Origin of the sequence: Leclercia sp. Colony189, from assembly GCF_009740165.1 — a bacterium.
GTDB lineage: Bacteria > Pseudomonadota > Gammaproteobacteria > Enterobacterales > Enterobacteriaceae > Enterobacter.
The window spans coordinates 751,132-778,042 of sequence record NZ_CP046557.1 but is presented as its reverse complement, the minus strand read 5'-3'; the positions used below and the strand labels follow the sequence as shown (position 1 = coordinate 778,042).

At 56.2% G+C, this 26,911-nt stretch carries 23 protein-coding genes and 1 pseudogene; 8 read left to right on the top strand and 16 right to left on the bottom strand.

The genetic code is table 11. The features are described 5' to 3' along the window. Positions 1 to 92: 92 nt before the first annotated feature. The 4 genes from carB to GNG29_RS03710 form a co-directional block, all read right to left on the bottom strand. Entirely contained in the window at positions 93 to 3,317 is a 3,225-nt protein-coding gene (gene carB, locus GNG29_RS03725; RefSeq protein WP_103178228.1) for a carbamoyl-phosphate synthase large subunit, read from the bottom strand. 18 nt (positions 3,318 to 3,335) lie between these two features. Beyond that, positions 3,336 to 4,484 carry a glutamine-hydrolyzing carbamoyl-phosphate synthase small subunit gene (gene carA, locus GNG29_RS03720; RefSeq protein ID WP_103178227.1) on the bottom strand — a complete coding sequence of 383 codons (1,149 nt, stop codon included), beginning with the start codon at positions 4,482 to 4,484 and terminating at the stop codon, positions 3,336 to 3,338. A 455-nt stretch (positions 4,485 to 4,939) separates the two neighbouring features. Beyond that, the gene (gene dapB, locus GNG29_RS03715) at positions 4,940 to 5,761 is read right to left on the bottom strand and encodes a 4-hydroxy-tetrahydrodipicolinate reductase (RefSeq protein WP_103178226.1); all 822 of its coding nucleotides are present in this window, start codon (positions 5,759 to 5,761) and stop codon (positions 4,940 to 4,942) included. Positions 5,762 to 5,894: 133 nt separating this feature from the next. Beyond that, positions 5,895 to 6,902, bottom strand: a complete 1,008-nt coding sequence (locus GNG29_RS03710; protein ID WP_103178225.1) for a LacI family DNA-binding transcriptional regulator — start codon at positions 6,900 to 6,902, stop codon at positions 5,895 to 5,897. 183 nt (positions 6,903 to 7,085) lie between these two features. Here GNG29_RS03710 and GNG29_RS03705 point away from each other — a divergent pair, with 183 nt between their 5' ends. The 5 genes from GNG29_RS03705 to GNG29_RS03685 are packed head-to-tail and all read left to right on the top strand — an operon-like array spanning position 7,086 to position 11,387. Next, positions 7,086 to 8,825: a class I mannose-6-phosphate isomerase gene (locus GNG29_RS03705; protein WP_156653902.1), complete on the top strand. Its 1,740-nt coding sequence runs from the start codon at positions 7,086 to 7,088 to the stop codon at positions 8,823 to 8,825. A 2-nt stretch (positions 8,826 to 8,827) separates the two neighbouring features. Then, positions 8,828 to 9,256, top strand: coding sequence for a PTS sugar transporter subunit IIA (locus GNG29_RS03700; protein WP_103178223.1), 429 nt, complete (start codon positions 8,828 to 8,830; stop codon positions 9,254 to 9,256). Positions 9,257 to 9,266: 10 nt separating this feature from the next. Next, positions 9,267 to 9,761 (top strand): PTS sugar transporter subunit IIB, encoded by a 495-nt coding sequence (locus GNG29_RS03695; RefSeq protein WP_156653901.1) that lies wholly within the window; start codon positions 9,267 to 9,269, stop codon positions 9,759 to 9,761. Between the two features lie 10 nt (positions 9,762 to 9,771). Continuing rightward, entirely contained in the window at positions 9,772 to 10,569 is a 798-nt protein-coding gene (locus GNG29_RS03690) for a PTS sugar transporter subunit IIC (protein WP_103178221.1), read from the top strand. Next, positions 10,569 to 11,387 (top strand): PTS system mannose/fructose/sorbose family transporter subunit IID, encoded by an 819-nt coding sequence (locus GNG29_RS03685; RefSeq protein ID WP_103178220.1) that lies wholly within the window; start codon positions 10,569 to 10,571, stop codon positions 11,385 to 11,387. Before GNG29_RS03690 ends, GNG29_RS03685 begins: the two co-directional genes overlap by 1 nt. A gap of 28 nt (positions 11,388 to 11,415) precedes the next feature. Here GNG29_RS03685 and GNG29_RS03680 read toward each other — a convergent pair whose 3' ends face one another. Next, complete coding sequence (locus GNG29_RS03680) at positions 11,416 to 12,186, bottom strand: glucose-6-phosphate isomerase family protein (protein ID WP_103178219.1); 771 nt, start codon at positions 12,184 to 12,186, stop codon at positions 11,416 to 11,418. Positions 12,187 to 12,389: 203 nt separating this feature from the next. Continuing rightward, entirely contained in the window at positions 12,390 to 13,031 is a 642-nt protein-coding gene (locus GNG29_RS03675) for an alanyl-tRNA editing protein (RefSeq protein WP_156653900.1), read from the bottom strand. A 92-nt stretch (positions 13,032 to 13,123) separates the two neighbouring features. Here GNG29_RS03675 and GNG29_RS03670 point away from each other — a divergent pair, with 92 nt between their 5' ends. Continuing rightward, the gene (locus GNG29_RS03670) at positions 13,124 to 14,026 is read left to right on the top strand and encodes a LysR family transcriptional regulator (protein WP_156653899.1); all 903 of its coding nucleotides are present in this window, start codon (positions 13,124 to 13,126) and stop codon (positions 14,024 to 14,026) included. 19 nt (positions 14,027 to 14,045) lie between these two features. Here the strand turns inward: GNG29_RS03670 and ispH are convergent, their stop codons facing one another. The 6 genes and pseudogenes from ispH to GNG29_RS23265 form a co-directional block, all read right to left on the bottom strand. Next, positions 14,046 to 14,996 carry a 4-hydroxy-3-methylbut-2-enyl diphosphate reductase gene (ispH, locus tag GNG29_RS03665; protein WP_028015471.1) on the bottom strand — a complete coding sequence of 317 codons (951 nt, stop codon included), beginning with the start codon at positions 14,994 to 14,996 and terminating at the stop codon, positions 14,046 to 14,048. A 1-nt stretch (position 14,997) separates the two neighbouring features. Further along, complete coding sequence (gene fkpB / locus GNG29_RS03660; RefSeq protein WP_103178216.1) at positions 14,998 to 15,447, bottom strand: FKBP-type peptidyl-prolyl cis-trans isomerase; 450 nt, start codon at positions 15,445 to 15,447, stop codon at positions 14,998 to 15,000. A gap of 93 nt (positions 15,448 to 15,540) precedes the next feature. Next, positions 15,541 to 16,041: a signal peptidase II gene (lspA, locus tag GNG29_RS03655; protein ID WP_103178215.1), complete on the bottom strand. Its 501-nt coding sequence runs from the start codon at positions 16,039 to 16,041 to the stop codon at positions 15,541 to 15,543. After that, entirely contained in the window at positions 16,041 to 18,857 is a 2,817-nt protein-coding gene (gene ileS, locus GNG29_RS03650) for an isoleucine--tRNA ligase (protein WP_156653898.1), read from the bottom strand. Before ileS ends, lspA begins: the two co-directional genes overlap by 1 nt. 33 nt (positions 18,858 to 18,890) lie before the next feature. Further along, positions 18,891 to 19,829, bottom strand: a complete 939-nt coding sequence (gene ribF / locus GNG29_RS03645) for a bifunctional riboflavin kinase/FAD synthetase (protein ID WP_103178213.1) — start codon at positions 19,827 to 19,829, stop codon at positions 18,891 to 18,893. Positions 19,830 to 19,836: 7 nt separating this feature from the next. Then, positions 19,837 to 20,004: pseudogene (locus GNG29_RS23265) on the bottom strand (DUF2575 domain-containing protein). A gap of 154 nt (positions 20,005 to 20,158) precedes the next feature. Between GNG29_RS23265 and rpsT the strand changes: the two are divergent. Then, positions 20,159 to 20,422, top strand: coding sequence for a 30S ribosomal protein S20 (rpsT, locus tag GNG29_RS03635; RefSeq protein ID WP_008502037.1), 264 nt, complete (start codon positions 20,159 to 20,161; stop codon positions 20,420 to 20,422). 59 nt (positions 20,423 to 20,481) lie between these two features. Here the strand turns inward: rpsT and nhaR are convergent, their stop codons facing one another. The 4 genes from nhaR to dnaK all read right to left on the bottom strand — a co-directional run bounded on the left by nhaR (position 20,482) and on the right by dnaK (position 25,928). Beyond that, on the bottom strand, positions 20,482 to 21,381 hold the full coding sequence (gene nhaR, locus GNG29_RS03630) for a transcriptional activator NhaR (protein ID WP_103178211.1): 900 nt from the start codon (positions 21,379 to 21,381) through the stop codon (positions 20,482 to 20,484). Between the two features lie 59 nt (positions 21,382 to 21,440). Further along, positions 21,441 to 22,616, bottom strand: coding sequence for a Na+/H+ antiporter NhaA (nhaA, locus tag GNG29_RS03625; protein WP_156653897.1), 1,176 nt, complete (start codon positions 22,614 to 22,616; stop codon positions 21,441 to 21,443). Between the two features lie 172 nt (positions 22,617 to 22,788). After that, positions 22,789 to 23,922, bottom strand: a complete 1,134-nt coding sequence (gene dnaJ, locus GNG29_RS03620; protein ID WP_103178209.1) for a molecular chaperone DnaJ — start codon at positions 23,920 to 23,922, stop codon at positions 22,789 to 22,791. Between the two features lie 86 nt (positions 23,923 to 24,008). After that, complete coding sequence (gene dnaK / locus GNG29_RS03615) at positions 24,009 to 25,928, bottom strand: molecular chaperone DnaK (RefSeq protein ID WP_103178208.1); 1,920 nt, start codon at positions 25,926 to 25,928, stop codon at positions 24,009 to 24,011. A gap of 296 nt (positions 25,929 to 26,224) precedes the next feature. On the opposite strand from dnaK, the gene satP reads away from it, so the two are divergent. Beyond that, a complete protein-coding gene (satP, locus tag GNG29_RS03610; protein WP_103178207.1) occupies positions 26,225 to 26,794 on the top strand; it encodes an acetate uptake transporter in 570 nt (189 codons plus the stop codon). The last annotated feature ends 117 nt before the right edge of the window (positions 26,795 to 26,911 follow it).

Genomic DNA, 26,911 nt, shown 5'->3' with positions numbered 1-26,911 from the left:
GGGAGGCAGCCATCGTAGGGCGGGTAAGCGAAGCGCCACCCGCCATTTGCCCGGCGTCGCTTTCGCTTACCCGCCCTACGATAACAGGCTTGTTACTTGCTAATCTGCGCGTGCATCTCCTGCACAGAAATCACCTTCTCGGTGGCATCCGCGTTCAGCGCCATCGCTGTCGCAAAACCGCCGTTCAGGGTAGTGTCATAGTGCACTTTGTACTGCAGCGCGCTGCGGCGAATCAGCTTGGAGTCTTCAATCGCCTGGCGCCCTTCGGTGGTGTTGATGATGTAGGTATATTCGCCATTCTTGATACGGTCCTGAATGTGCGGACGACCTTCATGCACCTTGTTCACCAGACGCGGGTTGATACCCGCTTCACCCAGCACAATCGCGGTGCCGTGGGTCGCATCCAGCTCAAAGCCATACTTCAGCAGCTTCGCCGCCAGGTCCACCACGCGCTCTTTGTCGCCTTCGCGCACGGAGAGCAGCGCACGGCCCCGTTTCTTCATGGTGGAGTTACTGCCCAACTGCGCCTTGGCGAACGCTTCCGCGAAGGTACGGCCCACGCCCATGACTTCACCGGTTGAGCGCATCTCTGGCCCTAACAGCGGGTCAACACCCGGGAACTTGTTGAACGGCAGCACCACCTCTTTCACCGAGTAGTACGGCGGGATAATCTCTTTGGTTACGCCCTGCTGCGCCAGCGTCTGGCCAGCCATCACGCGCGCCGCCACTTTCGCCAGCGGGATACCGGTGGCTTTGGAGACGAACGGGACGGTACGTGCCGCACGTGGGTTCACTTCAATCAGGTAGACTTCATTGTCTTTCACCGCAAACTGCACGTTCATCAGACCGCGTACCTGCAGCTCGAAGGCCAGTTTCTGCACCTGCTCGCGCATCACGTCCTGAATCTCTTTGCTCAGCGTATAGGCTGGCAGAGAACATGCGGAGTCGCCGGAGTGCACGCCCGCCTGCTCGATGTGCTCCATGATGCCGCCAATCAGCACTCTTTCGCCGTCGCAGATAGCATCCACATCCACTTCTACCGCATCGTCCAGGAAGCGGTCCAGCAGGACTGGCGCATCGTTAGAGACGCTGACCGCCGTCTGGAAGTAACGACGCAGGTCGGCTTCGTCGTAGACGATCTCCATTGCGCGGCCACCCAGCACGTAAGAGGGGCGCACCACCAGCGGGTAGGTGATCTCTTTGGCTTTCTCAACCGCCTGCTCAATGGTGGTAACGGTGGCGTTAGCCGGCTGTTTCAGCTTCAGACGGTCAACGGCGTGCTGGAAACGTTCGCGGTCTTCCGCACGGTCAATCGCGTCCGGGCTGGTACCGATAACCGGTACACCTGCCGCTTCGAGCGCGCGGGCCAGCTTCAGCGGAGTCTGGCCGCCGTACTGCACGATAACCCCTTTTGGCTTCTCGATACGCACGATTTCCAGCACATCTTCCAGCGTTACCGGCTCGAAGTAGAGGCGGTCGGAGGTGTCGTAGTCGGTCGAGACGGTTTCCGGGTTACAGTTGACCATAATGGTCTCGTAACCGTCTTCGCGCAGCGCCAGGGAGGCATGTACGCAGCAGTAGTCGAACTCGATGCCCTGGCCGATACGGTTTGGACCGCCGCCCAGCACCATGATTTTGTCGCGGTCAACGGACGGGTTCGCTTCGCACTCGTCTTCATAGGTGGAGTACATGTAGGCGGTGTCGGTCGCAAACTCTGCCGCACAGGTATCCACACGCTTGTAGACCGGGTGCAGGTCGTACTGGTCACGCAGCTTGCGGATCTCCGCTTCGCGTACGCCCGCCAGTTTAGCCAGACGCGCGTCGGCAAAGCCTTTACGCTTGAGCATGCGCAGGAAGTCAGCGTCGAGGCCGTTGATGCCCAGCTCTGCCACCTTCTCTTCCAGACGCACCAGCTCTTCAATCTGCACCAGGAACCAGCGGTCAATGTTGGTCAGGTTGAAGACGCCATCGACGGACATGCCCGCACGGAAGGCGTCGGCGATATACCAGATACGCTCGGCGCCCGCGTCTTTCAGCTCACGACGGATTTTGGTCAGGGCTTCCGGATCATCCAGGCTTACTTTCGGGTCGAAACCGGTGGCGCCCACTTCCAGACCGCGCAGCGCTTTCTGCAGGGACTCCTGCTGGGTGCGGCCAATGGCCATCACTTCGCCGACAGATTTCATCTGGGTGGTCAGACGGTCGTTCGCACCGGCAAATTTCTCGAAGTTGAAGCGAGGAATTTTGGTCACAACGTAGTCGATAGACGGCTCGAACGAGGCCGGAGTACGACCGCCGGTGATGTCGTTCATCAGCTCGTCGAGGGTATAACCTACCGCCAGTTTCGCCGCCACTTTGGCAATCGGGAAGCCGGTGGCTTTCGATGCCAGCGCAGAGGAGCGGGATACACGCGGGTTCATCTCGATAACAATCAGACGACCGTTCTTCGGGTTAACCGAGAACTGCACGTTAGAGCCGCCGGTTTCGACGCCAATCTCACGCAGTACCGCCATCGAGGCGTTACGCATGATTTGGTACTCTTTGTCGGTCAGGGTCTGGGCGGGTGCCACGGTGATGGAGTCACCGGTGTGGATGCCCATGGCGTCGAAGTTTTCAATAGAGCAGACGATGATGCAGTTGTCGTTTTTATCACGCACCACTTCCATCTCATACTCTTTCCAGCCGATCAGTGATTCATCAATCAGCAGCTCGTTGGTTGGAGAAAGATCCAGACCGCGGGCACAAATCTCTTCGAACTCTTCACGGTTGTAAGCGATACCGCCGCCGGTGCCGCCCATGGTGAAGGAAGGACGGATGATGCACGGATAACCCACGTCAGCGGCAACCGCCAGCGCCTCTTCCATATTGTGTGCAATACCGGAACGCGCGGTGTCGAGGCCGATTTTTTTCATTGCCACGTCGAAGCGACGGCGGTCTTCCGCTTTATCAATCGCGTCGGCGGTGGCACCAATCATGGTCACGCCGAACTCTTCCAGCACGCCCTGACGCTCCAGCTCCAGCGCACAGTTCAGCGCCGTCTGGCCGCCCATGGTTGGCAGTACGGCATCCGGACGCTCTTTTTCGATGATTTTGCGTACCACTTCCCAGTGAATCGGCTCGATGTAGGTCGCATCGGCCATCTCCGGGTCGGTCATGATGGTGGCCGGGTTGGAGTTCACCAGAATAACGCGGTAACCCTCTTCACGCAGGGCTTTACACGCCTGGGCGCCAGAGTAGTCAAATTCACAGGCCTGGCCGATAACGATCGGGCCAGCGCCAAGGATCAGGATGCTTTTTATGTCTGTACGTTTTGGCATGGTCTTCTCGGCTCCTGATTATTTAGCGGTCTTACGGTATTGCTCGATAAGTTCGATGAAGTGATCGAACAGCGGCGCGGCATCGTGCGGGCCTGGGCTTGCCTCCGGGTGTCCCTGGAAGCTGAACGCCGGTTTGTCGGTACGATGAATGCCCTGCAAGGTGCCATCGAACAGCGACTTGTGCGTGACGCGGAGGTTGGCAGGCATGGAGGCTTCATCGACAGCAAAACCGTGGTTCTGTGCGGTAATCATTACCGTGTTGTTGTCGATATCTTTCACCGGGTGGTTGCCACCGTGGTGACCGAACTTCATCTTCACGGTTTTCGCACCGCTCGCCAGCGCCAGCAGCTGATGGCCGAGGCAGATGCCGAATACCGGAATGTCGGTTTCAAGGAAAGTTTTAATCGCGTCGATAGCGTAATCGCACGGTGCCGGGTCACCCGGGCCGTTAGAAAGGAAGATCCCGTCCGGGTTCATCTTCAGTACTTCGTCTGCCGGGGTTTTGGCCGGCACAACGGTCAGGCGGCAGCCGCGATCCACCAGCATACGCAGGATGTTGCGCTTGGCGCCGTAGTCGTAGGCCACCACGTGGAACGGCAGCTCTTCCTCTTTTTTCGCTTCCGGCAGTTCGCCAGCCAGCGTCCAGCTACCCTGCGTCCAGCTGTAGGACTCAGCGGTGGTCACTTCTTTTGCCAGATCCATACCGTTCAGACCCGGGAAGGCTTTGGCTTTTTCCTGCGCCAGAGCCGCATCCAGGTTGTCGCCAGCGATGATGCAGCCGTTCTGGGCACCTTTTTCACGCAGCAGACGCGTCAGCTTACGGGTATCGATATCGGCAATCGCCACGATGTTATGGCGTTTCAGGTAGGAAGAGAGGTCTTCAGTACTGCGGTAGTTACTGGCAATCAGCGGCAGGTCACGAATGATCAGACCTTGTGCGTGGACCTGGGAGGACTCTTCATCAGCGGCGTTAGAGCCGACATTACCAATATGGGGATAAGTTAAAGTGACGATTTGGCGGGAATAGGAAGGATCAGTGAGGATTTCTTGATAACCGGTCATTGAAGTATTGAAAACGACTTCCCCAACCGCCGAACCTGTTGCCCCAATGGCCCGACCGATAAACTGGGTTCCGTCTTCCAGAACCAATAGCGCTGACTTAATCAAAACACCCTCCAGAGAATATTCACTCACTTTATTTGCATATTAATTCATAACCAGGGTTCAAATCAATGCAAATCTGCTGCCAGTGGATTTTCGGCAAACGGCGGCATTCTGGAGATTAAGCAGGGGAAAGTCAACTCAAAAAGTGGGTTTTGTCTGTCATTTTTATGCCACTGGTGGGAAAGAGAGTTGTTAACGGGCAAAAAGATCAACTAAATCACCTGGGAAAACGCTTGCTAACCCATTTTATTGTTAGAACTGCCGTTGCGGTCCAAAAAAGTGGACCATTTGGTCAAAATTCACAAGTTTGAAACAAAAATAGAGGTGAAAAAGAAGATTTATGGGAAGTTAATATAAAAATCATGCCAAAGACTTAAAAATTAAAGGGCAATAAAATATTGCCCTGTGCAATCAATTAATTACGACTGCAATAACCACATCACGAAGGGTAACTATGATTACAAGTTGTTAAGATCAAGCACATCTCGCATGTCAAAAAGACCATCTTTTTTGCCTTTCAACCAAATAGCAGAACGTACAGCCCCATTTGCAAAAGTCATACGACTGGAAGCCTTATGGGTGATTTCAACGCGCTCACCAATATCGGCAAACATCGCGGTATGTTCGCCTACAATGTCACCGGCACGCACCGTGGCAAAACCAATGGTGCCCGGAACGCGTTCGCCGGTATGACCTTCACGGGTGTAGACGGCACACGTTTTCAGATCCTTATCCATCGCCTGGGCAATCGCCTCGCCCATCGCCAGGGCCGTACCTGACGGTGCATCCACTTTGTAGCGATGGTGCGCTTCAACGATCTCGATATCGGTATAGTCGCCCATCACCTTCGCCGCTTTCTCCAGCAGCTTGAGCATCACGTTCACGCCCACGCTGAAGTTGGCCGCAAATACGACAGGGATGACTTTCGCCGCATCCTGAATCGCCTGTTTGCCCGCATCGTCAAAACCGGTGGTGCCGATCACCATGCCCTTGCCGTGCTGGCGGCAAAACGCCAGGTGATGCAGCGTGCCTTCCGGGCGCGTAAAATCGATAAACACGTCAAAGTCATCTTTTACTGCATCAAGGCTGCTCTGCACGGTAACGCCCGTCTTAGCCACGCCTGCCAGCTCACCGGCATCCGCGCCTAATAAAGAAGAGCCTTCGCGCTCCAGCGCGGCGCCAAGCGCAACGCCATCCATCTGCAGCGTAGCCTGAATTAACTGACGGCCCATACGGCCACCCGCGCCCGCAATTGCGACACGGACCTGTGCATCATGCATAGTTATTCTCTTACGTTAAAATGATGTAAATCGTTTCCAGAGTAACCAGCCAGCAAGATTGCCGCCATCTGAAAACGCCGATAATTAGAATTTAATGATAAAACGGGTCAGATATCAGTAAAAAACATAGGTGTCAGCGAAAACCGCACGATTCACGCACCACCAGCGTAGGGGGCAGGATGATCCGCTTTGGCGGCTCGTCATTCCCCTGAATGCGGCTAAAGAGCAGCTCGCCCGCCTTACGACCGATCTCTTTGGCGGCCACGGAGACCGTGGTTAACGCAGGCTGAACCAGTCCCGCTTCGGTAATGTCATCGAACCCGACCAGCGCAAAATCACTGCCCGGCTCGCGCCCCAGCTTGCGTAAACTCTGCATAACGCCCAGCGCCACGATGTCCTGGTAACAGATAGCCGCTGTGATCTGCGGATGGCGCGACAGCAGAGCCAGCGCAACGCGCGCCCCGTCACTTTGGCTGGCCTGGGCGGTGACGATCCACTCCGGATTCGGCGTTACGCCATACTCCAGCAGCTTGCTGGTAAATCCCCCGAGGCGCTGCGCCCGCGAGCCGGAGCGCGCGCTTCCTCCGATAAAGGCGATATGGCGATGGCCCATCCGCAACAGATGCTCCGTGGCTAACTGGGTGCCGAGGAAGTTATCAGTGCCAACGAAATCAAAATCTGGATCGTTCAGCGGGCGCACCACCATAATCGCCGGAATAGTGCGGCGCTTCAGGCCATCAAAAAAGGCCTGCGGCGTTTCGCGCGCGGCACACAGCACCATGCCGCAGACGTTGTTGCGCATCAGTGAATCAACAAACTTCTGCTGGCGCGATGAAGACTCTTCGCTGTTGGCCAGGAACAGCAGCAGGTCGTGGCGCTCCATCTCGTGGCTCAGCCCCGCCGTCATTTCGCCGTAGAAGGGGTTGGTAATATCGTGAAGCAGCAGCCCGACCTGGTTACTTCGCCGGTTGCGCAGATTAGCCGCCGTCTGGTTATAGACGTAGCCCGTCTCGTCCAGCGCCCTGAGTACTTTCTCCCGCGTGGCCTGGGAGATCCGCCCTTTGTTGCACAGCACCATTGATACCGTTGCAGTTGATACGCCTGCCCGTTTTGCCACGTCCGCCAGCGTTATTCCCGTCATGGTGACTCCTTTTTTCTTTAGATTAATCGAATAACCTAATTTTTGCATTTTTCCCTGTGACCTCCTTCACAGAACCGCCGCAGATTACCCGTAAATGCCGCGGAATGCCGGGTTAATCGCGTTAACCACTCTTTTCAAAGCCGGTTAATCGAATAACCTAATCAATATTGAAGGAGAGAGACTATGACCACCTACGATAAACACCCTGAAGTCAACATAAGCGGCTTCGACCACCGCGCCTGGCAGGGCTGGGAGGCGATTGGACGTTCGCTTGCACAGCAACAGCTCCCGAAACGCACCGTGCTGGTTATCGACTGCTATCCCGGCGTACGTCTCGACGAACTGGAGCAGATGTTGTTCTCATCGCTCCGTCCGGCGCTGACGATTAATGCCGAACGGGCCCGCCGCGATGAGGATGCGCTGCATGCGATGCTGGCGCGTAACCTCACCGATGACCGCGTTTTTGGCGTGCTTTCATGCCACCAGCTAGTGGAATTTATGGACAGGGAGAGGCTAAAGGTTCTGCAAGAGCAGGTCACCGCTTGTGAAGAGGGGCTGGTGGTGATTTATGGCTCCGGCGCTGCCCTGGTCCATCCGGGCGACGTGCTGGTCTACGCCGATCTGCCGCGCTGGGAAATTCAGCAGCGTATGCGCAAAGGCGAGCTGGGCAACTGGGGCGTCGAAAACCAGACTGAAGATATGCTCCGCCGTTATAAGCGCGCCTTCTTTATTGAGTGGCGGGTGTTCGATCGCCACAAAACACCGCTCCTTAAACGCGCTGATTTCCTGCTGGATACCACCCTCGCTAACGCACCGGCGATGGTCTGCGGAGACGCCCTGCGCGCGGGCCTGGCGCACACCACCCGGCGTCCTTTCCGCGTGGTGCCCTTCTTCGATCCCGGCGTCTGGGGCGGCCAGTGGATGAAACAACAGTTCGATCTCGATCCCGCCGCGCCCAACTACGCGTGGTGTTTTGATTGCGTGCCCGAGGAAAACAGCCTGTTACTGCGTTTTGGCGCGGTGCGGATCGAGATCCCCTCCCAGGACCTGGTTCTGCTTCAGCCCCGCTCGCTGCTGGGGGAAAAGGTTCACGCCCGGTTTGGCGCAGAATTCCCAATCCGCTTCGACTTTCTCGATACCATCGGCGGGCAGAACCTGAGCTTTCAGGTGCACCCGGTAACGGAGTACATCCAGCAGCAGTTCGGTATGCACTACACCCAGGATGAGAGTTACTACATTCTGGAGGCGGAGCCCGGCGCGGTGGTTTACCTGGGCACCGTGAGCGGCACCCACCCACAGGCAATGATGGACGATCTCAAACGCGCCGCTCAGGGTGAAAAAGCCTTCGATGACGCCCGCTTTGTGAACAAGATCCCGGCGCATAAACACGATCACTTCCTGATCCCCGCCGGCACGGTTCACTGCTCTGGTTCCGGCACGATGGTGCTGGAGATCAGCGCCACGCCTTACATTTTCACCTTCAAACTCTGGGACTGGGGCCGTCTCGGCATGGACGGTCTGCCCCGCCCTGTTCACCTCGAGCATGGCGAGCAGGTCATTGACTGGCAGCGTGACACCCGCTGGGTACAGAAGCATCTCGTGAACCAGTTTGAGCCTGTCAGCGAAGGAAAGGGCTGGCGCGAAGAGCGCACCGGCCTGCACGAACGCGAATTTATTGAAACCCGCCGTCACTGGTTCAGCGAACCAGTCCTGCACAACACGGAAGGCGGCGTAAACGTGCTGAACCTGGTGGAGGGGGCAGAAGCGCGAGTGGACAGTCCTGACAACGCCTTTGAACCCTTCGTGGTGCATTACGCCGAAACCTTTATCGTCCCTGCTGCCGTGGGCGAATACCGCATCTCTCCCTGGGGTAAAGGCATCGGCCAGCAGTTGGCCACCGTTAAAGCCTGGGTAAGGGGGTAAGCATGATTCAGTTTATCGTTGCCACACACGGCCCCCTGGCCGCCGCGCTGCTGGAAAGCGGGGAGATGGTCTATGGCGAACTGCCAAATCTACGCGCCGTATGCCTCACCGGAGAGAGAGGCATTGAAGGATTTCGCCATGATTTCACTACCGCTCTGGCGCAGGCCAGCGAGGGGGCCAGCGGCATTTTGGTGCTGTGCGATATGCAGAGCGGCACGCCCTGGAACGTGGCCTGCGAAGCCGCGTTTAACCCCTTAACCCAGCCGCCCATCGCCGTGGTAGCGGGGGTGAATTTCCCGATGCTGCTGCAAACCGATGAGGTCACTGAGCTGGACGATGTGCAACACGCCGCCGCACAGCTTCTTGAACTGACTTTCCCCACGCTCATCCAGGCCAGGCACGTGGTGACCGAACAGACAGACGATTTTTAAGGAGAGAGCTATGACGATTTCTTTCGTACGCATTGATGACAGGGTAATCCACGGCCAGCTGGTCACACGCTGGGCAAAAGAGCTGCCCTGCGAAGGCATCGTCGCCATTGACGATGCCGTCGCGGCCGACCCACTGCTCTCGTCGGTCATGAAAGGGGCGGTATCCGATACCAAAGTGTGGCTATTTGATACCGCTACGGCCATTGAGAAGCTGCCGAAGGTCATTGCCAGCGAGAAACGCTATTTCGTGATCGGCAAATCACCGGTCACGCTGCAGCGCATTGAACAGGCGGGCATTAGCCTGAAAAACAGCAACGGGAAAATTAATGTCGGGCCAATGAGCGCCCGCGCCAACACCACGACCATCGGGCCTAACCAGTCCGTCAGCGCTGAGGAGGCCGCAGCCTTTGAGTGGCTTGCCGAACGGGGCCATGTGATTGAGTTTCGCCTGGTGCCGGATGCCAGCTTCTTTAGCTGGCAGGACGCTAAACAAAAAATAAAATAAGGAGCCAGAAATGATTGTCGAAGCATCATTAATCGGCCTGTTTTGCTATCTCGGGGCGCTCAGCAGTCCCTGGCTGTTCGGCCTGACAGGCGGCTGGTATCTCATCTCCAGGCCGTTGATTTCGGGCATGCTGGTAGGGCTTATCCTTGGCGACGTAAAAACCGGTATCATGATTGGCGTGGCGGTTCAGGCTGTCTATATCGCCATGGTCACCCCGGGCGGCTCGATGCCAGCGGATTTAAACTTCGTCGCCTGGCCTGCGATAGCCCTTGGCATTCTCTCCGGTAAAGGTCCCGAAGTCGCCGTTGCCCTGGCGGCCACCATTGGCATCGCCGGCACCATCCTCTTTAACGCCATGATGGTCCTGAATTCGTACTGGAACCACCGGGCGGATGTTGCGCTGGAACGCGGCGACGAACGGGGACTCTTTCTCAACAGCGCGATCTGGCCGCAGGCGATGAACTTTGTACTGCGCTTTGTTCCGGCCTTCATCGCGGTCTATTTTGGTGCCCAGTACATCAGCAGCTTTATGGATAGCCTGCCACAAATCGTGCTCTCCACGATGAACGTGCTGGGCGGCATCCTGCCTGCCGTGGGCATCGCCATTCTGTTAAAGCAGATCATCAAAAGCTATACCATGCTCATCTACTTCCTGGTCGGTTTCGTCTGCATTGTCTTTCTGAAGCTGAACATGGTGGCGCTGGTGATTGTCGGCGCGCTGCTGGCGCTGATCCATTACAACTACAAGCCGGAGGCACCGCAACCCGTTGCCGCAAGACCGACGCACGACGACGAGGATGAATTCTGATGGAAGAACGTAAACTCACCCGTAAGGATCTGCGCCGCTGCTGGCGGGCATGGATGATGCATAACCTGTCGTCGATGAGCTTTGAACGCCTGGAATCCTTCGGCTTTTGCCTGAGCATGCTGCCGGTGGCAAAAAAGCTCTATCCGGACGCAACGCAGCGCACCGAAATGCTGCGCCGTCATGCCTCGTTCTACAACACAGAACCGCAGATTGGCGCGATAGTTAACGGCATGGTGCTGGGCCTGGAAGAGAAAAAAGCCAACGGTGAACCCATTGACGGCGACACCATCAATACCCTGAAGGTGGGCCTGATGGGGCCGATCGCCGGCATCGGCGACTCAATGATCCCCGGCATGCTGATCCCCATTCTGCTGAGTATCGGAATGGCGCTGGCGGCGGGGGGGAATATTCTCGGGCCGCTTTTTTATGCTATCGCCTGGCTGGCGATCGTGCTCCCTGGCTCCTGGTTCCTGTTTCTTAAGGGCTACCGGATGGGTTCCGGCTCGGTGGAGATGCTGGTAAGCAGCAAATCCGCACGCCTGCGTGAGGCGCTCTCGCTGCTAGGGGTTTTCGTCATGGGCGGCGTGGCGGCAAGCTACGTGAAGCTGGGCACCGGGCTGGAGTTCATCACTAAAGATGGGGTGAATATCCACGTTCAGCAGATGCTCGATGGGATCTTCCCGCAGTTGCTGCCGCTGGCGGTCGTGCTCGGCACCTGGTATCTGATGGCAAAAAAAGGGGTCTCGCCGGTGAAAGCCATGCTGCTACTGCTGGTGCTGGCCGCGCTTGGCGTGGCATCCGGTCTGTTTGCCGGTTAAACGAGCCGGGGCGATGCCCCGGCTTACGTTACGGATGGAAGTTGCGCCATAGCTCCGCCGTTTTATCCGGGCGGGAGATAAACTGAAAGCGGGCGGGATCGTCAATAAACTGCTGGTAGACAGGCGCATCGGTGATGCCAAACTCGCTGTAGCAGCGCGGCGTAATCATCTGCAGCCTGCCTGCCATATAATGCTTATTATGTTGCCAGACGATATGCCTCCCCTGCACCAGCGGATACCAGGCGAGCCCCCTGCGGGCGCGAATGGCCTCATACTCAAAGCCATATTCTCTGTCGCACCAGGCGCCAAAGGTTAAGGGCTCCTCCGGCGAGGCGGAAATAGTGGCATGGCCCCACCCCGGCGGCACCAGTACCTTTTCACCCGGCCCCGCCAGCACCGCAAAGCAGCGGCCGGGATCGTCATCAACATACTCTTGCATGTAGACGATCGCTTTCCCCTGCCAGATCTCATACAGTTCGGGCGGTGACCATCCACTGTGTTGGCTGATACGGTGAACATGCCCCTGGCTACGCACCGGCTCATCGCCGAGCGTACCCGCGGCATAGGTGACCACGCCAAACAGCAGTTTCCGCTTTTCCAGCTCCTCTCTGTCTGCAAGCCTCGCCACGTCCATCGCGATGGCATACACCTGCTCTGGCCCTTCGCAGTCCGGATTGCGCAGCGACGGACGGATCTGATCCAGCGTTCGGATCTCCGGCATCGGGCCAGTGACGTCGCCTCCGTAGCTAAAACCCAATGGACGGTGTGTAATGGTCATATCCAGCCCAACGTTAAGCATGGCTGACCTCCCATCCCTGTGGGTGAAGTTCAGCGGCAAATACGCGAAGCGCATAACCGCCGGCCGATGCCACCTGGGGTGGCGGGGTAATATCAGGATTCATGTTTATCTCCGGCCCGAGGAGAACAACACAACAAGCTTACCAGATTAACCTGTCCCCCTCCCGCGAAGCCTTCCGCTCTGTCGGGTTAATCACGCTCCAGTTACGCCTGCTCGTGAAGGGCATAAGTGACGACCAACTGCCCTTTTTTTATTTTCATCCCCAGGATCTCCATCTCACCTATTTCCGCCAGCTGGCTAACATGCGTTCCGCCACAGGCATAAGCAGGAAGATCGCCAAAGCGAACCTGGCGTCTGCCCGCTTCCATTGCTGTATGACGGGGCAGATTGTCCGCTTTCCAGCCGTTAATAAGAACTGTCAGCGCGCTAGCATCAGGCATTGCGCTATTAAGGTCCCGGGCCGTAAAGATAATCCGTCCTTCACCGGGCCAGTGGTGGGCTTTTACCGGTTCCCAACCACATCGCTCGCCGGCATAACCGATCAAATGGCCTGCGCTGTGCCAGCGGGAATGTCGCACCCGCGCACTTTTATCCACCTGAATGTCCACCTCACCAGGCATAAGCGGCCGGGCCAGAATGTGAATGACCTGCTCTCCACGCAGGTTCACGCTCTCCACCGCGATCCCGGCGATGAAGCCCCGATCTGCTGGTTGTCCGCCACCCTGCGGATGGAAAAGGGTTTGATCCAGCTCGACGGCGTAACGGCCATCCGCCTCTTCAGTGCAACGGATGACTTTCGCGCGGCCTTCCGTCGCTTCACTGATGTAATAAAGTCGTTCTGTCATGGTTGTTCTCCTCTGTACCCTGACAGTATATTCATCACTTAAGCATCGATAATCTGGCTTTCAAACAATGCACTCTTGCCTGGTATGCACAAATGAAACCTGCACTGCTTCCCGATCTCGCGACCTTCGTTACCATTGTCGAACATGGCAATTTTTCAACCGTAGCCCGTATTACGGGCGCGACCCCCTCAGCGATCAGCCGCTGTGTTTCACGCCTGGAGAAGGAGATGGGGTGTAAGTTACTGAACCGTACCACGCGCAAGCTGGCGCTTACCGAAACCGGAAAATCAGTTTATGAACATGCCCTAGATATGCTGGACGCGGCCCAACAGGCAATGGATTCCGGCAGTAGTCTGCAAACCATTGCGCAGGGAAAGCTCACGATAAGCGTACCGAAAGCCGTGGGACGGTTCGTGATCCATCCGCTGATGCCAGCATTCCTGGCGCGCTATCCGCAAATAGATGTCTGCCTGCGCCTGGAAGATCGCTACATGGATCTGATCGATGACGGTGTCGATCTGGCATTACGGATCACCGATACCCCTTCGCCAGGCCTGTACGGAAAACCGCTGATGCCGGTAACCCATATTATTTGCGCGACGCCAGAATACCTTCGTCGCGCAGGCACGCCTCAGCATCCGCACGACCTCCGGGGGCATAGCTGTATTTCGCTCGGTGAAACCCCGGCCGATTCACGCTGGAAATTTACCTCACAGGGAAAAACGGAGATGGTACAGACACACGGCCGCTACGCGGCTAACCACACGGGCGTGCGGCTGGATGCGGTCAAACACCATGTAGGTATCGGGAGTTTACCGCTGTTTACGGCGCGTGAGGCGCTTGAAAAAGGGGAAATTGTACAGGTTCTGCCGGAGTGGACGTTTATCAGCAGCTATTCGGGCGATTTATGGCTGCTCTGGACGCGTAACAAGCATATGCCAGCCAGAATGCGAGCCATGATCAACTATCTGAATGAAAAAATGCCAGTCACCTGATGACTGGCATTTTTAAACCTTATTCTACTTCGCGGGCGTCGATTCGCAGCTCTTTCGGGACTTCGAAGACGATGTTCTCTTCGCGCCCTTCCAGCGGAACGGCTTCACCCCCACCCAACTCCTGAAGGCGAGCAATCACATTCTGCACCAGAATATCCGGCGCGGAAGCCCCGGCGGTGACACCGACACAGGCCGCGTTTTTAACCCACGCTTCCTGGATGTCCGTCGCGTCGTCGATCAGGAACGCCGCCTTGCCCATTCGCTGCGCCAGTTCGGCCAGACGGTTGGAGTTAGAGGAGTTTTTCGAGCCGACTACCAGCACCACATCCGCCTGTTCAGCCAGGGCACGCACCGCTTCCTGACGGTTAGTGGTTGCATAGCAGATATCATCTTTACGCGGCCCGACGATTTTCGGGAAGCGCTGGCGCAGGGCGTCAATCACATCCGACGTATCATCAACCGAAAGCGTGGTCTGCGTCATAAACGACAGACGGGCTTCGTTTTTCACGTTCAGCGTCAGGACATCTTCCGGGGACTCAACCAGATACATCCCTCCTTCCGGGTTGCTGTACTGGCCCATGGTACCTTCGACTTCCGGATGACCGGCGTGGCCAATCAGGATCGACTCTTCACCACGACGGCTGGCGCGGGCCACTTCCATATGCACTTTCGTCACCAGCGGACAGGTAGCGTCGAATACGGTCAGATCGCGGCTTTTGGCTTCGTTACGCACGGCCTGGGAAACGCCATGAGCAGAGAAGATCAGAATAGCGCCGTCCGGCACTTCGCTGATTTGCTCGATAAAGATCGCCCCACGCTCGCGCAGACTGTCGACCACGTAGCGGTTGTGTACCACTTCATGGCGCACGTAAATCGGCGCGCCGTAGATCTCCAGCGCGTTTTCAACAATGCTGATAGCGCGGTCTACACCGGCGCAGAAGCCGCGCGGGTTAGCCAACAGGATCTGCATTTCAGGCCTCCAGTGCCGGATCGATTTCCAGCACTTCTACATCAAAATGAACGGTACGCCCGGCAAGCGGATGGTTGAAGTCAACGGTAATCGAGTCGCCGTTGATTTCACGGATCACACCTGGCATTTCGCTGCCATCCATAGCGGTAAAGAGCATAATCGCCCCGATCTCAGGCTCTCCTGCATCCATAAATTCACGACGCGAGAAGTACTGGATCAGGTCCGGGGACGGCACGCCAAACGCAGCATCCGGCTCCAGTGAAAAGCTTTTTTTATCCCCCTCTTTCAGCCCCAGCAGCTGTTGCTCAAGACCTTCAGACAGAGAGGTATCACCCAGACGGAACAGCGCCGGTTTGCCGTTATTGCGGGTGGACTCCGCCGTGGAGCCATCATCGAGTTTCAGCGTGAAATGAACCAGCATCGCGCTGTTGGACTGTACGGATTTAGACATGCAGAGTGCTCACTCATTTTGCCCGGTGGCGCTGCGCTTACCGGGCCTACTCATTGTAGGCCGGTGCAAGCGCAGCGCCGCCCGGCGGGTTTGTTACGCCTGCTCTTTCGCTGCGGGCTTCGGCAAGAAGCCTTCCAGCACAATCAGCGCCGCACCGATACAAATCGCCGTATCGGCCAGATTGAAGGTGGCGAAGTGCCAGTTGCCGACGTAGAAGTCGATCATGTCGACCACAAAGCCGTGCCACAGACGGTCGAACAGGTTACCCAGCGCGCCGCCAATGATCAGCGCGTAGGCGATGTTGTTCAGCTTTTGCGTGGCTTTCGAACGGTACATCAGCACGGCCAGTACCACGCAGATACCGAGGGCGATACCGGCAAAGAACCAGCGCTGCCAGCCGCCGCTGTCCGCAAGGAAGCTAAACGCTGCGCCATAGTTACGCGCATAGTGCAGATTAAGCGACGGGAACAGCGGAACCGTATCCCCCAGAGCAAAGTTCTGGAGGATCAGGTACTTGCTGCCCAAATCAATAATCAGCACGACCACCACCAGCCACAGCCAGCGCAGCCCTGTTGAAGAGAGTGATTTACTCATCAGGCAAACTTACGTTTTTCGCCATCACCGGCGACGTTGCTGACACAGCGTCCGCAGATCTCTGCGTGTTCCGCCACCTGACCGACATCGGTCGTGTAGTGCCAGCAGCGCGGGCACTTCTCGCCGTCGGCTTTTGCCAGCGCCACTTTCAGCCCTTTGAGCAGTTCGCTCTGCTGGGCATCAGCGCTCGCATCGGCATAATCCGCAACTTTTGCACCGGAGGTCAACAGGACAAATCGTAATTCATCACCCAGCGCAGTCAGCTTCGCCGCCAGCTCTGGTTCAGCGAACAGGGTTACTGCCGCTTCCAGAGAGCCGCCCACTTTCTTGTCGGTACGCGCCTGCTCGATGACTTTGTTCACTTCGCCGCGCACTTTCAGCAGCTCGTCCCAGAAGGCATCGTTCATGGCTTCGGTTTCGCCCAGACCAAACAGACCTTCATACCACTCGCCGGTGAAGACATACTTCTCACGGTCGCCTGGCAGGTAGCCCCAGATCTCATCTGCGGTGAAGGACATGATCGGCGCCATCCAGCGCACCAGCGCTTCCGCGATGTGGTACAGCGCAGTCTGGCAGCTACGACGCGCCACGCTGTCCGCTTTGGCGGTGTACTGACGGTCTTTGATGATGTCGAGATAGAACGAGCCCATCTCGATGGAGCAGAAGCGCATCAGGCGCTGCACTACTTCGTGGAAGTCGTAGGAGTCGTACGCCTTGACGATATCTTCCTGCGCCGCCTGGGCACAGCCTACCGCCCAGCGATCCAGCACCACCATCTCTTCCGGTTTCACCATATCTTTTGCCGGATCGAAACCATTCAGGTTCGCCAGCAGGAAACGCGCGGTGTTACGGATACGACGATAGCTGTCGGCAGCACGCTTCAGGATCTCGTCAGAAACCGCCATTTCGCCGGTGTAGTCGGTAGATGCCACCCAGAGACGCAGAATATCCGCGCCCAGCTTGTTCATCACGTCCTGCGGAGAAACGGTGTTACCGATAGATTTAGACATCTTGCGGCCCTGACCATCGACGGTGAAACCGTGGGTCAGTACCTGACGGTAAGGCGCTTTGCCCTTCATGGCGGTGGAGATCATCAGGGATGACATGAACCAGCCGCGGTGTTGGTCAGAACCTTCCAGATACATGTCGGCAGCGTGACCGGCAAACTCAGGACGCACGTCAACCACGGAGGCGTGGGTAGATCCGGAGTCGAACCAGACGTCCAGCGTATCCGGCACCTTCTCGTAGCTATCCGCATCTGCGCCCAGGATGTCGCGGGAATCGAGATCCCACCACGCCTGAATGCCGTCCACTTCAACGCGCTTAGCCACTTCTTCCATCAGCTCCAGCGTGCGCGGGTGCAGCTCCTGCGTCTCTTTATGCACGAACAGAGACATCGGTACGCCCCAGGTACGCTGACGGGAGATACACCAGTCAGGACGGTTCGCCACCATGGACTCGATACGCGCCTGGCCCCAGTCCGGGATCCACTGCACGCCTTTGATCTCTTTCAATGACTGCGCGCGCAGCCCTTTCTGATCCATGCTCACAAACCACTGCGGGGTTGCACGGAAGATGATCGGCGTTTTGTGGCGCCAGCAGCATGGATAGCTGTGCTGCATTTTTTCAACGTGCAGCAGCGAGCCGTTGTCGCGCAGCATGTTGACGATGATATCGTTGGCTTTAAAGACGTTAACACCGTCCAGCGTCGGGTATGTGCCAGGCAGGTACGCCCCATCCGGGCCAACCGGGTTAGCGATTTCCAGCCCGTACTGCAGGCTGATGTTGTAGTCGTCCGGGCCGTGGCCACCGGCGGTATGTACCGCACCGGTACCCGCTTCCAGGGTAACGTGCTCGCCCAGGATCGCCGGAACATCGAAATCGAGGAACGGATGCTTAAAGCGCATCAGCTCCAGCTCAGCGCCCTTCACGGTGCCGAGTACCTTATAGTCGGTGATATTCGCGCGCTTCAGCACGCTCTCAACCAGATCTTTCGCCAGAATCAGCGCGCGGCCTTCAACCTGTACCAGCGCATATTCGAACTCCGCAGAGAGGGAGATCGCGCGGTTGGCAGGTAGGGTCCACGGCGTGGTGGTCCAGATGACCAGCGAGATTGGGCCGTTGACGCCCGGCAGACCAAATTTGCCCTGCAGCGCATCCTGATCGACGCCTTCAAAGGCTACGTCGATGGACGGAGAGGTTTTGTCGTAATACTCAACCTCTGCCTCTGCCAGCGCAGAGCGGCAGTCCACACACCAGTGCACCGGCTTAGCGCCTTTGTGCAGGTGGCCGTTGCCGATGATTTTACCCAGCGCACGGATGATGTTGGCTTCGGTTTTGAAGTCCATGGTCAGGTACGGATGCGACCAGTCGCCCAGTACGCCCAGACGGATAAAGTCTTTACGCTGACCATCCACCTGCGTGGCGGCATATTCGCGGCATTTAGCACGGAATTCAGCAGCGGTGAACTTCTCGCCCGGCTTGCCAAACTCCTGCTCCACTTTCAGCTCGATCGGCAGACCGTGGCAGTCCCAGCCTGGAACGTAAGGCGAGTCATAGCCCATTAAGCCTTTAGACTTAACGATAATGTCTTTCAGAATCTTGTTTACAGAGTGACCAATATGAATGCTGCCATTCGCATAGGGAGGGCCATCATGCAGAATGAAAGTTTTTTTACCTTTTTTGGCTGCACGGATGATGCCGTACAGGTCATCATCGGTCCAACGCGCCAGCATTCCCGGTTCGCGCTTGGCGAGATCGCCGCGCATCGGGAACCCTGTTTCCGGCAAATTCAGGGTTGATTTATAGTCACTCATCAGATTCTCGGTTCCGTATTTATATCTCAGGCATTAAGCCGGGTTCGATAGCCCAAATATTTCGCGGGCTGTTAATTCATCTCTCACGATTTGCGCTTTCAGCTCATCAAGCGAGGCGAATCGCTGCTCATTGCGTATTTTTTTACGCAGGATTACATCTATATGGCGACCGTAGAGGTCCATTACAACGTCCAGCAAATGCACTTCGAGCTGCTGGCGCACGCCAGCAACTGTCGGACGGGTACCAATATTGGCAACACCCGGTAAAGGCTTATCACCCAGCCCCGTCACTTCTACCGCATAAACCCCTTTAACCGGGGAAACCTGACGGCGCAGCGGTACATTCGCCGTAGGGAAACCAATGGTGCGACCCAGTTCATCGCCGTGCACGACGCGTCCGGAAATGGAGAACGGGCGTCCGAGCAGTTTTGCGGCGGTATCCAGATCGTCATCGGCTAAAGCCTGGCGAACCGCCGTGCTGCTGATGCGCACGCCGCCTTCGCAAAAGGTCTGGGTGCTGGTGACGTCAAAGCCATACTCCAGACCAGCCTTCTGTAATAGCAAGAAATCCCCCTGACGACCAGCGCCAAAGCGGAAATCATCACCCACCGCCAAAAACTGTACCCCGAGGCGATCGACCAGCAGGTCGCCAACAAAATTTTGTGCCGTCAGGGCGGCAAAGCGTCGGTCGAACCGGACGCACAGGACATAGTCCACGCCACACTGCGCCAGATAGCGTAATTTTTCACGCAGACGGGTCAGTCGCGCAGGCGCCTTCTCGCTGGCGAAGAGCTCCAGCGGCTGCGGTTCAAAAATCATTACGACGACCGGCAGACCCCGTGCCCGTCCCTCTTCACGCAATCCCTGCAACAGCACCTGATGCCCACGATGCACGCCGTCGAAATTACCAATAGTCAGCACACACCCGTGCGGGGCCTGACTGAGATTATGTATGCCGCGTATCAGCTTCATGACTGGCTCAAAACAGTGAAAATCGCCAGAGTATACCTTGTACAGCGGTTAAGGTTAACCGGCGATTGTTGCCGCAAAACAGAAAGCTGTAATGATTTCATCATGCTGACCTTTCAGAGCGAAAAAAACTGTCGGCAGATAACGTTTTTTGTGCCGAAAAGCTGTATTCAGACACGACAAGCTGGTAGAATCCTGCGCCATCACTACGTAACGTAGCGTCGCCACATTAACGGCGCTTATTTGCACAAATCCATTGACAAAAGAAGGTATAGAGGGCATATTCCTCGGCCTTTGAATTGTCCACATAGATCATATTTGGGAGTTGGACCTTGGCTAATATCAAATCAGCTAAGAAACGTGCTATCCAGTCTGAAAAGGCTCGTAAGCACAATGCAAGCCGTCGCTCTATGATGCGTACTTTCATCAAGAAAGTATACGCAGCTATCGAAGCTGGCGACAAAGCTGCTGCGCAGAACGCATTTAACGAAATGCAACCAATCGTGGATCGTCAGGCTGCTAAAGGTCTGATCCACAAAAACAAAGCAGCGCGTCATAAGGCTAACCTGACCGCGCAGATCAACAAACTGGCTTAATCGCTATTTGTTGTTGCTTGTTTTAAAAGAACCCGCTTAATGCGGGTTTTTTTATGCCTTCAGAGTACCGGTGGCGTAAACAGCGCAGCGTAATCCTGATTACAGATACGCTGCACCGCCGGATGCTGGATCATCCTTTCGGCAAAAATGGCGTGATACTCTTCCATCACGTTGTCCACCCGGCCTATCTCGGTAATCTTCTCATCCGCATAGAGATCCTGCGCATAGAGCGTCGGGGCGACAAAAATGGCGTTATGCGCTTCCCCGAACGCTTTCATCAATGCGGCATCGTCAAACTCACCCAGAATTTCAACGTTCAGCCCCTGGGAGTTAAACCAGTTCAGCAGCTTGCGTCCCAGCATCGAACGACGCCCGGGAACCAGTAAACGGCGCTCTTCCAGACAGGCGGGGAACGGTTTTTCTGGCGGCGGATTGCTGCACCAGAAGCTGACGCCGCATTCGCCAATCTTCACCGAAAAAAGGCCTTCCTGCTGCGTGGAGTCGATGGGGCAGTCAGAGATAATCATATCCAGCTTATGCTGGCTCAGCTGCTCCAGCAGCATCTCGTGCGTCGATTCAAAACAGCGCAGGTGGATCTGCTCATCCTTCACGACTGCCGCATCCAGCACCCCGCTGACCAGCCGCTTTGACAGCGCATCTGCAATGCCCACATCAAAAAGCAGGTTCGACTCCTTACGGTAATTCACAATATCGAGCATCTCCTGGCTCAGGGTGAACATTTTGTCGGCGTAGCGAAACACCAGTTCACCCAGTTCGCTTGGCTCAATACCGCGCCCCTTACGCTTGAAGAGCTTGCCCTGCAGGCGCTCCTCCAGCGCTTTTATCTGCCCGGTAATCGTCTGCGGCGTCAGGTAGAGCGCCTCTGCAGCGCCGACAACCGACCCCTCTTTGTAGACATGCCAGAAGTAGTAAAGATGGTTGTAGTTAAGATGAGACATATGATCCTCGCTCCCTGATTGTGTTAACGGGAGGGCTGCCTGTCCCTCCCGGAGTCCCGTTACGCCGGATGCGCCTGCGAGGGCAATTTCGTCTTCAGCAACATATAACCTACAAACGCAGCCAACAGCGATCCGGTTAAGATAGCCAGCTTAGCCCAGATGATAAGCTCAGGGGCATTCGCGCCAAACGCCAGTGTTGAGATAAAGATCGACATAGTAAAGCCGATCCCGCACAGCACGCCGACGGCCATGATCTGCCGGCAGGTGGTTCCGTGCGGCAGGGTGGCAAGCTTCAGTTTCAGCGCCATCCAGCAGAAGAGGCCAATCCCCAGCGGCTTACCGATAAACAGCCCGGCGATGATCCCCAGCGGCAGCATCGACATCAATCCATCCAGCGTGACGCCCTCAAGGGAAACACCCGCGTTTGCGAAGGCGAAGAGCGGCAGGATCATAAAGGCGACCCACGGATGCAGCACGTGCTCGAGCTGCTTCGCCGGCGATTTACCCTCTTGCGCCTTCAGCGGCACGAAGAAACCGATAATCACGCCGGCCAGAGTGGCATGCACGCCCGATTTCAGTACAGCCGTCCACAGCACCATACCCACCAGGAGATAGATACCAATACGACGGACATTGCAGATATTGAGCAGCGCCAGTACCGCGATGGCCGCCGCCGCAACCGCCAGCGACAGCACCGACAGCTCGCTGGTATAGAACAGGGCAATAATGACGATTGCGCCCAGGTCATCGATGATCGCCAGGGCCATCAGGAAGATTTTTAACTCCATCGGCACGCGATTACCTAACAGCGCGAGAACGCCCAACGCAAAGGCGATGTCCGTTGCTGCCGGGATCGCCCAGCCATCCCGGGCAATGGGATCCTGATAGTTAAAAGCCAGAAAGATGAGGGCCGGAACCACCATCCCGCCGATGGCGGCAATCACCGGAAACGCCGCGCGCTGACGGCTTGCCAGGGAGCCCTGGACCAGCTCACGCTTGACCTCCAGCCCCACCAGCAGGAAAAAGACCGCCATCAGTGCATCGTTGATCCACAGCAGCATGTTCTTGTTGATTTCCAGCACGCCGACACGTAACTCAACGGGTGTTTCCAGAAAAGCGTGATACAGGCCGCGGGTTGGGCCCAGGTTTGCCAGCAGCATAGCGATGGCTGCAGCCAGCATGAGTATGATGCCTCCAGAGGCCTCATTGCGGAAAAAACGATTCAAAAGTTTCACTATTACTCTCTCTTTTTACGACAATCCTTCGTTAAAACCATCATACGCACGGATATTCATCGGCAAAAGCAGGTTAATGTTAACTATAGACTCAGTTTTTTCGATCTGATTACTTCAGGGATAAAAAAGCCCGGAATCGCTTCCGGGCTTCGCGGACAACGTTAGCTCAGCATTAGCGAGTCAAATCGTCAAAGAATTTTTTCACGCCATCAAAGAAGCTTTTGGAGCGCGGGCTGTTGTTTTCACCTGTTGGGCCACCAAAGCTATCCTGCAATTCTCTCAGCAGTTGCTTCTGTTTTTCGTTCAGGCCAACCGGGGTTTCTACCACCACGCGGCAAAGCAGGTCGCCCTGCGCGCCGCCACGGACGGATTTCACCCCTTTGCCGCGCATACGGAACAGCTTGCCGGTCTGGGTTTCGCCAGGCACTTTCAGGTTTACACGACCGTCCAGTGTTGGCACTTCAATCTCACCGCCCATCGCCGCCATCGCAAAGTTGATCGGCACTTCGCAGTACAGGTTGTTACCTTCACGTTCAAAAATCGCGTGCTGCTTCACCTGTACCTGAACGTACAGATCGCCTGCCGGTGCGCCATGCTCGCCTGCTTCGCCTTCGCCAGAGAGACGAATACGATCGCCGGTATCCACGCCCGCTGGGATTTTAACGGAGAGGGTTTTGGTCTTCTCGACGCGACCGTGACCGTGACATTTGTTGCACGGATCCTTGATCAGCGTACCGCGACCCTGACAGTGCGGACAGCTCTGCTGCACCGCGAAGAAGCCCTGACGCATCTGCACCTGACCGGAGCCATGACAGGTTGGACAGGTCTGCGGCTTGGTGCCCACCTTCGCGCCGCTGCCGTGGCAAACGTCACACTCTTCCAGCGTCGGGATGCGGATCTCTTTCGTCACGCCACGGACCGCCTCTTCCAGCGTCAGCTCCATGTTGTAACGCAGGTCTGCACCACGGGCTGCACGCTGGCGACCGCGGCCGCCGCCGAAGATATCGCCGAACACGTCACCAAAGATATCGCTGAAATCTGCGCCGCCGCCGCCAAATCCGCCGCCACCCATACCGCCCTGTTCAAACGCGGCATGACCGTACTGATCGTAAGCCGCACGTTTCTGCGCATCGGTCAGGACTTCGTAGGCTTCTTTGATCTCTTTAAATTTGGCTTCGGCCTCTTTGTCACCCTGGTTGCGGTCCGGGTGATATTTCATGGCCAGGCGCTTGTACGCCTTTTTGATTTCACGCTCTTCCGCTGTTTTGGAAACGCCTAAAATCTCGTAATAGTCTTGCTTTGCCATCTTGTTTTATCTGCCCCTAACATGCGTGCACGGGCGGAGAGGAAACCTCTTCGCCCGTGCCAGTGTATTACCCGTTCAAAGGGCGATTATTTTTTGTCTTTCACTTCTTCAAACTCTGCGTCGACAACATCGTCATCTTTCGCGTTGTTCGCAGAAGCGTCAGCGCCTGCGCCAGCCTGCTGCTGTGCGTGCTGCTGCTGTGCGATCTCCATCAGCTTCTCGGAAACCTGCGCCAGTGCCTGCATTTTCGCTTCGATATCGGCTTTGTCTTCACCTTTCAGGGAAGTTTCCAGCGCGCTCAGTGCAGACTCGATAGCCGTTTTGTCGTCAGCAGGCAGTTTATCGCCCGCTTCTTCAACCTGCTTACGGGTGCTGTGCAGCAGATGGTCACCCTGGTTGCGGGTCTGAACCAGCTCTTCGAACTTACGGTCAGACTCGGCATTCGCTTCTGCTTCGCGAACCATTTTCTGGATCTCTTCTTCGTTCAGACCAGAAGAGGCCTTGATGGTGATCTTCTGCTCTTTACCGCTGTTTTTGTCCTTCGCGGAAACGTGCAGGATACCGTCAGCATCGATGTCGAAGGTGACTTCGATCTGAGGCATACCGCGCGGCGCCGGGCTGATACCGTCGAGGTTAAACTGGCCCAGATCTTTGTTATCTGCGGCACGTTTACGCTCACCCTGCAGCACATGGATGGTTACCGCAGACTGGTTGTCTTCAGCGGTAGAGAACACCTGGCTGTGCTTGGTCGGGATGGTGGTGTTTTTGGCGATCAGCGGAGTCATCACACCGCCCATGGTTTCGATACCCAGAGACAGCGGGGTAACGTCCAGCAGCAGTACGTCTTTAACATCACCGGTCAGTACGCCGCCCTGAACAGCAGCACCGATAGCAACGGCTTCGTCCGGGTTAACGTCTTTACGCGGCTCTTTACCAAAGAATTCAGCGACTTTCTTCTGAACCATTGGCATACGAGTCTGACCACCTACCAGGATAACGTCCTGGATTTCAGATACGGACAGGCCCGCATCCTGCAGCGCAACTTTCAGCGGCTCGATGGAACGGTTAACCAGGTCTTCTACCAGGCTTTCCAGTTTCGCGCGAGTCACTTTGATGTTCATGTGTTTTGGACCGGTGGCGTCTGCAGTGATGTACGGCAGGTTCACGTCGGTCTGCTGCGCAGAAGAGAGCTCGATTTTCGCTTTTTCTGCGGCTTCTTTCAGGCGCTGCATCGCCAGCGGATCGTTACGCAGGTCAATGCCCTGATCTTTCTTAAATTCGTCAACGAGGTAGTTGATCATACGGCTGTCGAAGTCTTCACCACCCAGGTGGGTATCACCGTTGGTTGCCAGTACTTCGAAGGTTTTTTCGCCGTCAACTTCGTCGATTTCGATAATAGAGATATCGAAAGTACCACCACCAAGGTCGTATACCGCGATGGTGCGGTTGCCAACTTCTTTATCCAGACCGTAAGCCAGTGCCGCTGCGGTTGGTTCGTTGATGATACGTTTGACTTCCAGGCCCGCGATACGGCCCGCGTCTTTGGTCGCCTGACGCTGTGCATCGTTGAAGTAGGCTGGTACGGTGATAACCGCTTCAGTTACCGGCTCACCCAGGTAATCTTCCGCCGTTTTCTTCATTTTTTTCAGCACTTCAGCAGAGATCTGCGGCGGTGCCATTTTCTGGCCTTTAACATCAATCCAGGCGTCGCCGTTTTCAGCGCCGATGATTTTGTAAGGCATGATGGCTTCATCACGCTGAACTTCTTCGTCCTGGAAGCGACGGCCAATCAGGCGCTTAATCGCAAACAGCGTGTTTTGCGGGTTTGTCACTGCCTGACGTTTAGCCGGCTGACCAACCAGAGTTTCACCATCCTGGGTATAGGCAATGATAGAAGGCGTGGTGCGATCGCCCTCGGCATTCTCCAGCACACGTGCAGTTGTGCCGTCCATAATCGCTACACAAGAGTTGGTAGTACCCAGGTCGATACCAATAATTTTACCCATCTAAACGTCTCCACTATAAATTCGGTCAACATGTGGTTGTGTACCTGTAATAAGGGCAAAAGGTGCTTTTTCAACTGCCCAGATTTGAATTTTTTCAGGTCCACACACTGCGGTTGACTACAAGATGGGGTCGCAACGGCATCCATCAAGGGGGACGGATAAAAAATTTTTTAATTTCACCCTGATTAGATCATAGACGGCATCGATGGCGCCCATTATGATGCCGCGCCCCGCCAGGGAGTATTGGCGTGGGAACCACTATTTCACCATATTAATGATGATTTTTTTGAGGACTTATGGGCAACACTAAGTTGGCTAATCCGGCTCCGCTGGGCCTGATGGGTTTTGGCATGACCACCATTCTGCTGAACCTGCATAATATCGGGATGTTCCCGATGGATGGCATTATCCTGGCGATGGGCATTTTTTATGGCGGTATCGCACAGATCTTCGCGGGCCTGCTGGAATATAAGAAAGGCAATACCTTCGGTTTAACCGCATTTACCTCTTACGGTTCATTCTGGCTGACCCTGGTCGCCATTCTGCTGATGCCGAAAATGGGCCTGACCGATGCGGCTAATACGCCGTTCCTGGGTGTCTATCTGGGCCTGTGGGGCGTCTTCACGCTGTTCATGTTCTTCGGCACGCTGGTGGGTAACCGCGCGCTGCAGTTCGTCTTCCTGAGCCTGACCGTGCTGTTCGCCCTGCTGGCAGTGGGTCACCTGGTGGATAACGGCGAAGCCATTATCCACGTGGCGGGCTGGGTTGGCCTGGTCTGCGGTGCCAGCGCCATCTACCTGGCAATGGGTGAAGTCCTGAACGAGCAGTTCGGTCGCACCGTTCTGCCGATTGGTGAAAAACACTGATCCCCTTCGTGCCCGCTCCGCGGGCACGACTCCCCTCTCCGGTTACACCTTCCCCTTCTAATCTGCTTGTTTTTTGCCCGCTTCAGAAACGATACGTAAACAGAACGGCAATAATCC

What these genes read in the sequence shown, in the direction of transcription:
- dnaK (WP_103178208.1), bottom strand. Translation starts at nt 25,928, where the DNA reads ATGGGTAAAATTATTGGTATCGACCTGGGTACTACCAACTCTTGTGTA.
- GNG29_RS03670 (WP_156653899.1), top strand. Translation starts at nt 13,124, where the DNA reads ATGAAACCTGCACTGCTTCCCGATCTCGCGACCTTCGTTACCATTGTC.
- GNG29_RS03710 (WP_103178225.1), bottom strand. Translation starts at nt 6,902, where the DNA reads ATGACGGGAATAACGCTGGCGGACGTGGCAAAACGGGCAGGCGTATCA.
- dapB (WP_103178226.1), bottom strand. Translation starts at nt 5,761, where the DNA reads ATGCATGATGCACAGGTCCGTGTCGCAATTGCGGGCGCGGGTGGCCGT.
- carB (WP_103178228.1), bottom strand. Translation starts at nt 3,317, where the DNA reads ATGCCAAAACGTACAGACATAAAAAGCATCCTGATCCTTGGCGCTGGC.
- ileS (WP_156653898.1), bottom strand. Translation starts at nt 18,857, where the DNA reads ATGAGTGACTATAAATCAACCCTGAATTTGCCGGAAACAGGGTTCCCG.
- GNG29_RS03680 (WP_103178219.1), bottom strand. Translation starts at nt 12,186, where the DNA reads ATGCTTAACGTTGGGCTGGATATGACCATTACACACCGTCCATTGGGT.
- ispH (WP_028015471.1), bottom strand. Translation starts at nt 14,996, where the DNA reads ATGCAGATCCTGTTGGCTAACCCGCGCGGCTTCTGCGCCGGTGTAGAC.
- GNG29_RS03690 (WP_103178221.1), top strand. Translation starts at nt 9,772, where the DNA reads ATGATTGTCGAAGCATCATTAATCGGCCTGTTTTGCTATCTCGGGGCG.
- nhaR (WP_103178211.1), bottom strand. Translation starts at nt 21,381, where the DNA reads ATGTCTCATCTTAACTACAACCATCTTTACTACTTCTGGCATGTCTAC.
- fkpB (WP_103178216.1), bottom strand. Translation starts at nt 15,447, where the DNA reads ATGTCTAAATCCGTACAGTCCAACAGCGCGATGCTGGTTCATTTCACG.
- satP (WP_103178207.1), top strand. Translation starts at nt 26,225, where the DNA reads ATGGGCAACACTAAGTTGGCTAATCCGGCTCCGCTGGGCCTGATGGGT.
- GNG29_RS03705 (WP_156653902.1), top strand. Translation starts at nt 7,086, where the DNA reads ATGACCACCTACGATAAACACCCTGAAGTCAACATAAGCGGCTTCGAC.
- GNG29_RS03700 (WP_103178223.1), top strand. Translation starts at nt 8,828, where the DNA reads ATGATTCAGTTTATCGTTGCCACACACGGCCCCCTGGCCGCCGCGCTG.
- lspA (WP_103178215.1), bottom strand. Translation starts at nt 16,041, where the DNA reads ATGAGTAAATCACTCTCTTCAACAGGGCTGCGCTGGCTGTGGCTGGTG.
- dnaJ (WP_103178209.1), bottom strand. Translation starts at nt 23,922, where the DNA reads ATGGCAAAGCAAGACTATTACGAGATTTTAGGCGTTTCCAAAACAGCG.
- GNG29_RS03695 (WP_156653901.1), top strand. Translation starts at nt 9,267, where the DNA reads ATGACGATTTCTTTCGTACGCATTGATGACAGGGTAATCCACGGCCAG.
- GNG29_RS03675 (WP_156653900.1), bottom strand. Translation starts at nt 13,031, where the DNA reads ATGACAGAACGACTTTATTACATCAGTGAAGCGACGGAAGGCCGCGCG.
- ribF (WP_103178213.1), bottom strand. Translation starts at nt 19,829, where the DNA reads ATGAAGCTGATACGCGGCATACATAATCTCAGTCAGGCCCCGCACGGG.
- GNG29_RS03685 (WP_103178220.1), top strand. Translation starts at nt 10,569, where the DNA reads ATGGAAGAACGTAAACTCACCCGTAAGGATCTGCGCCGCTGCTGGCGG.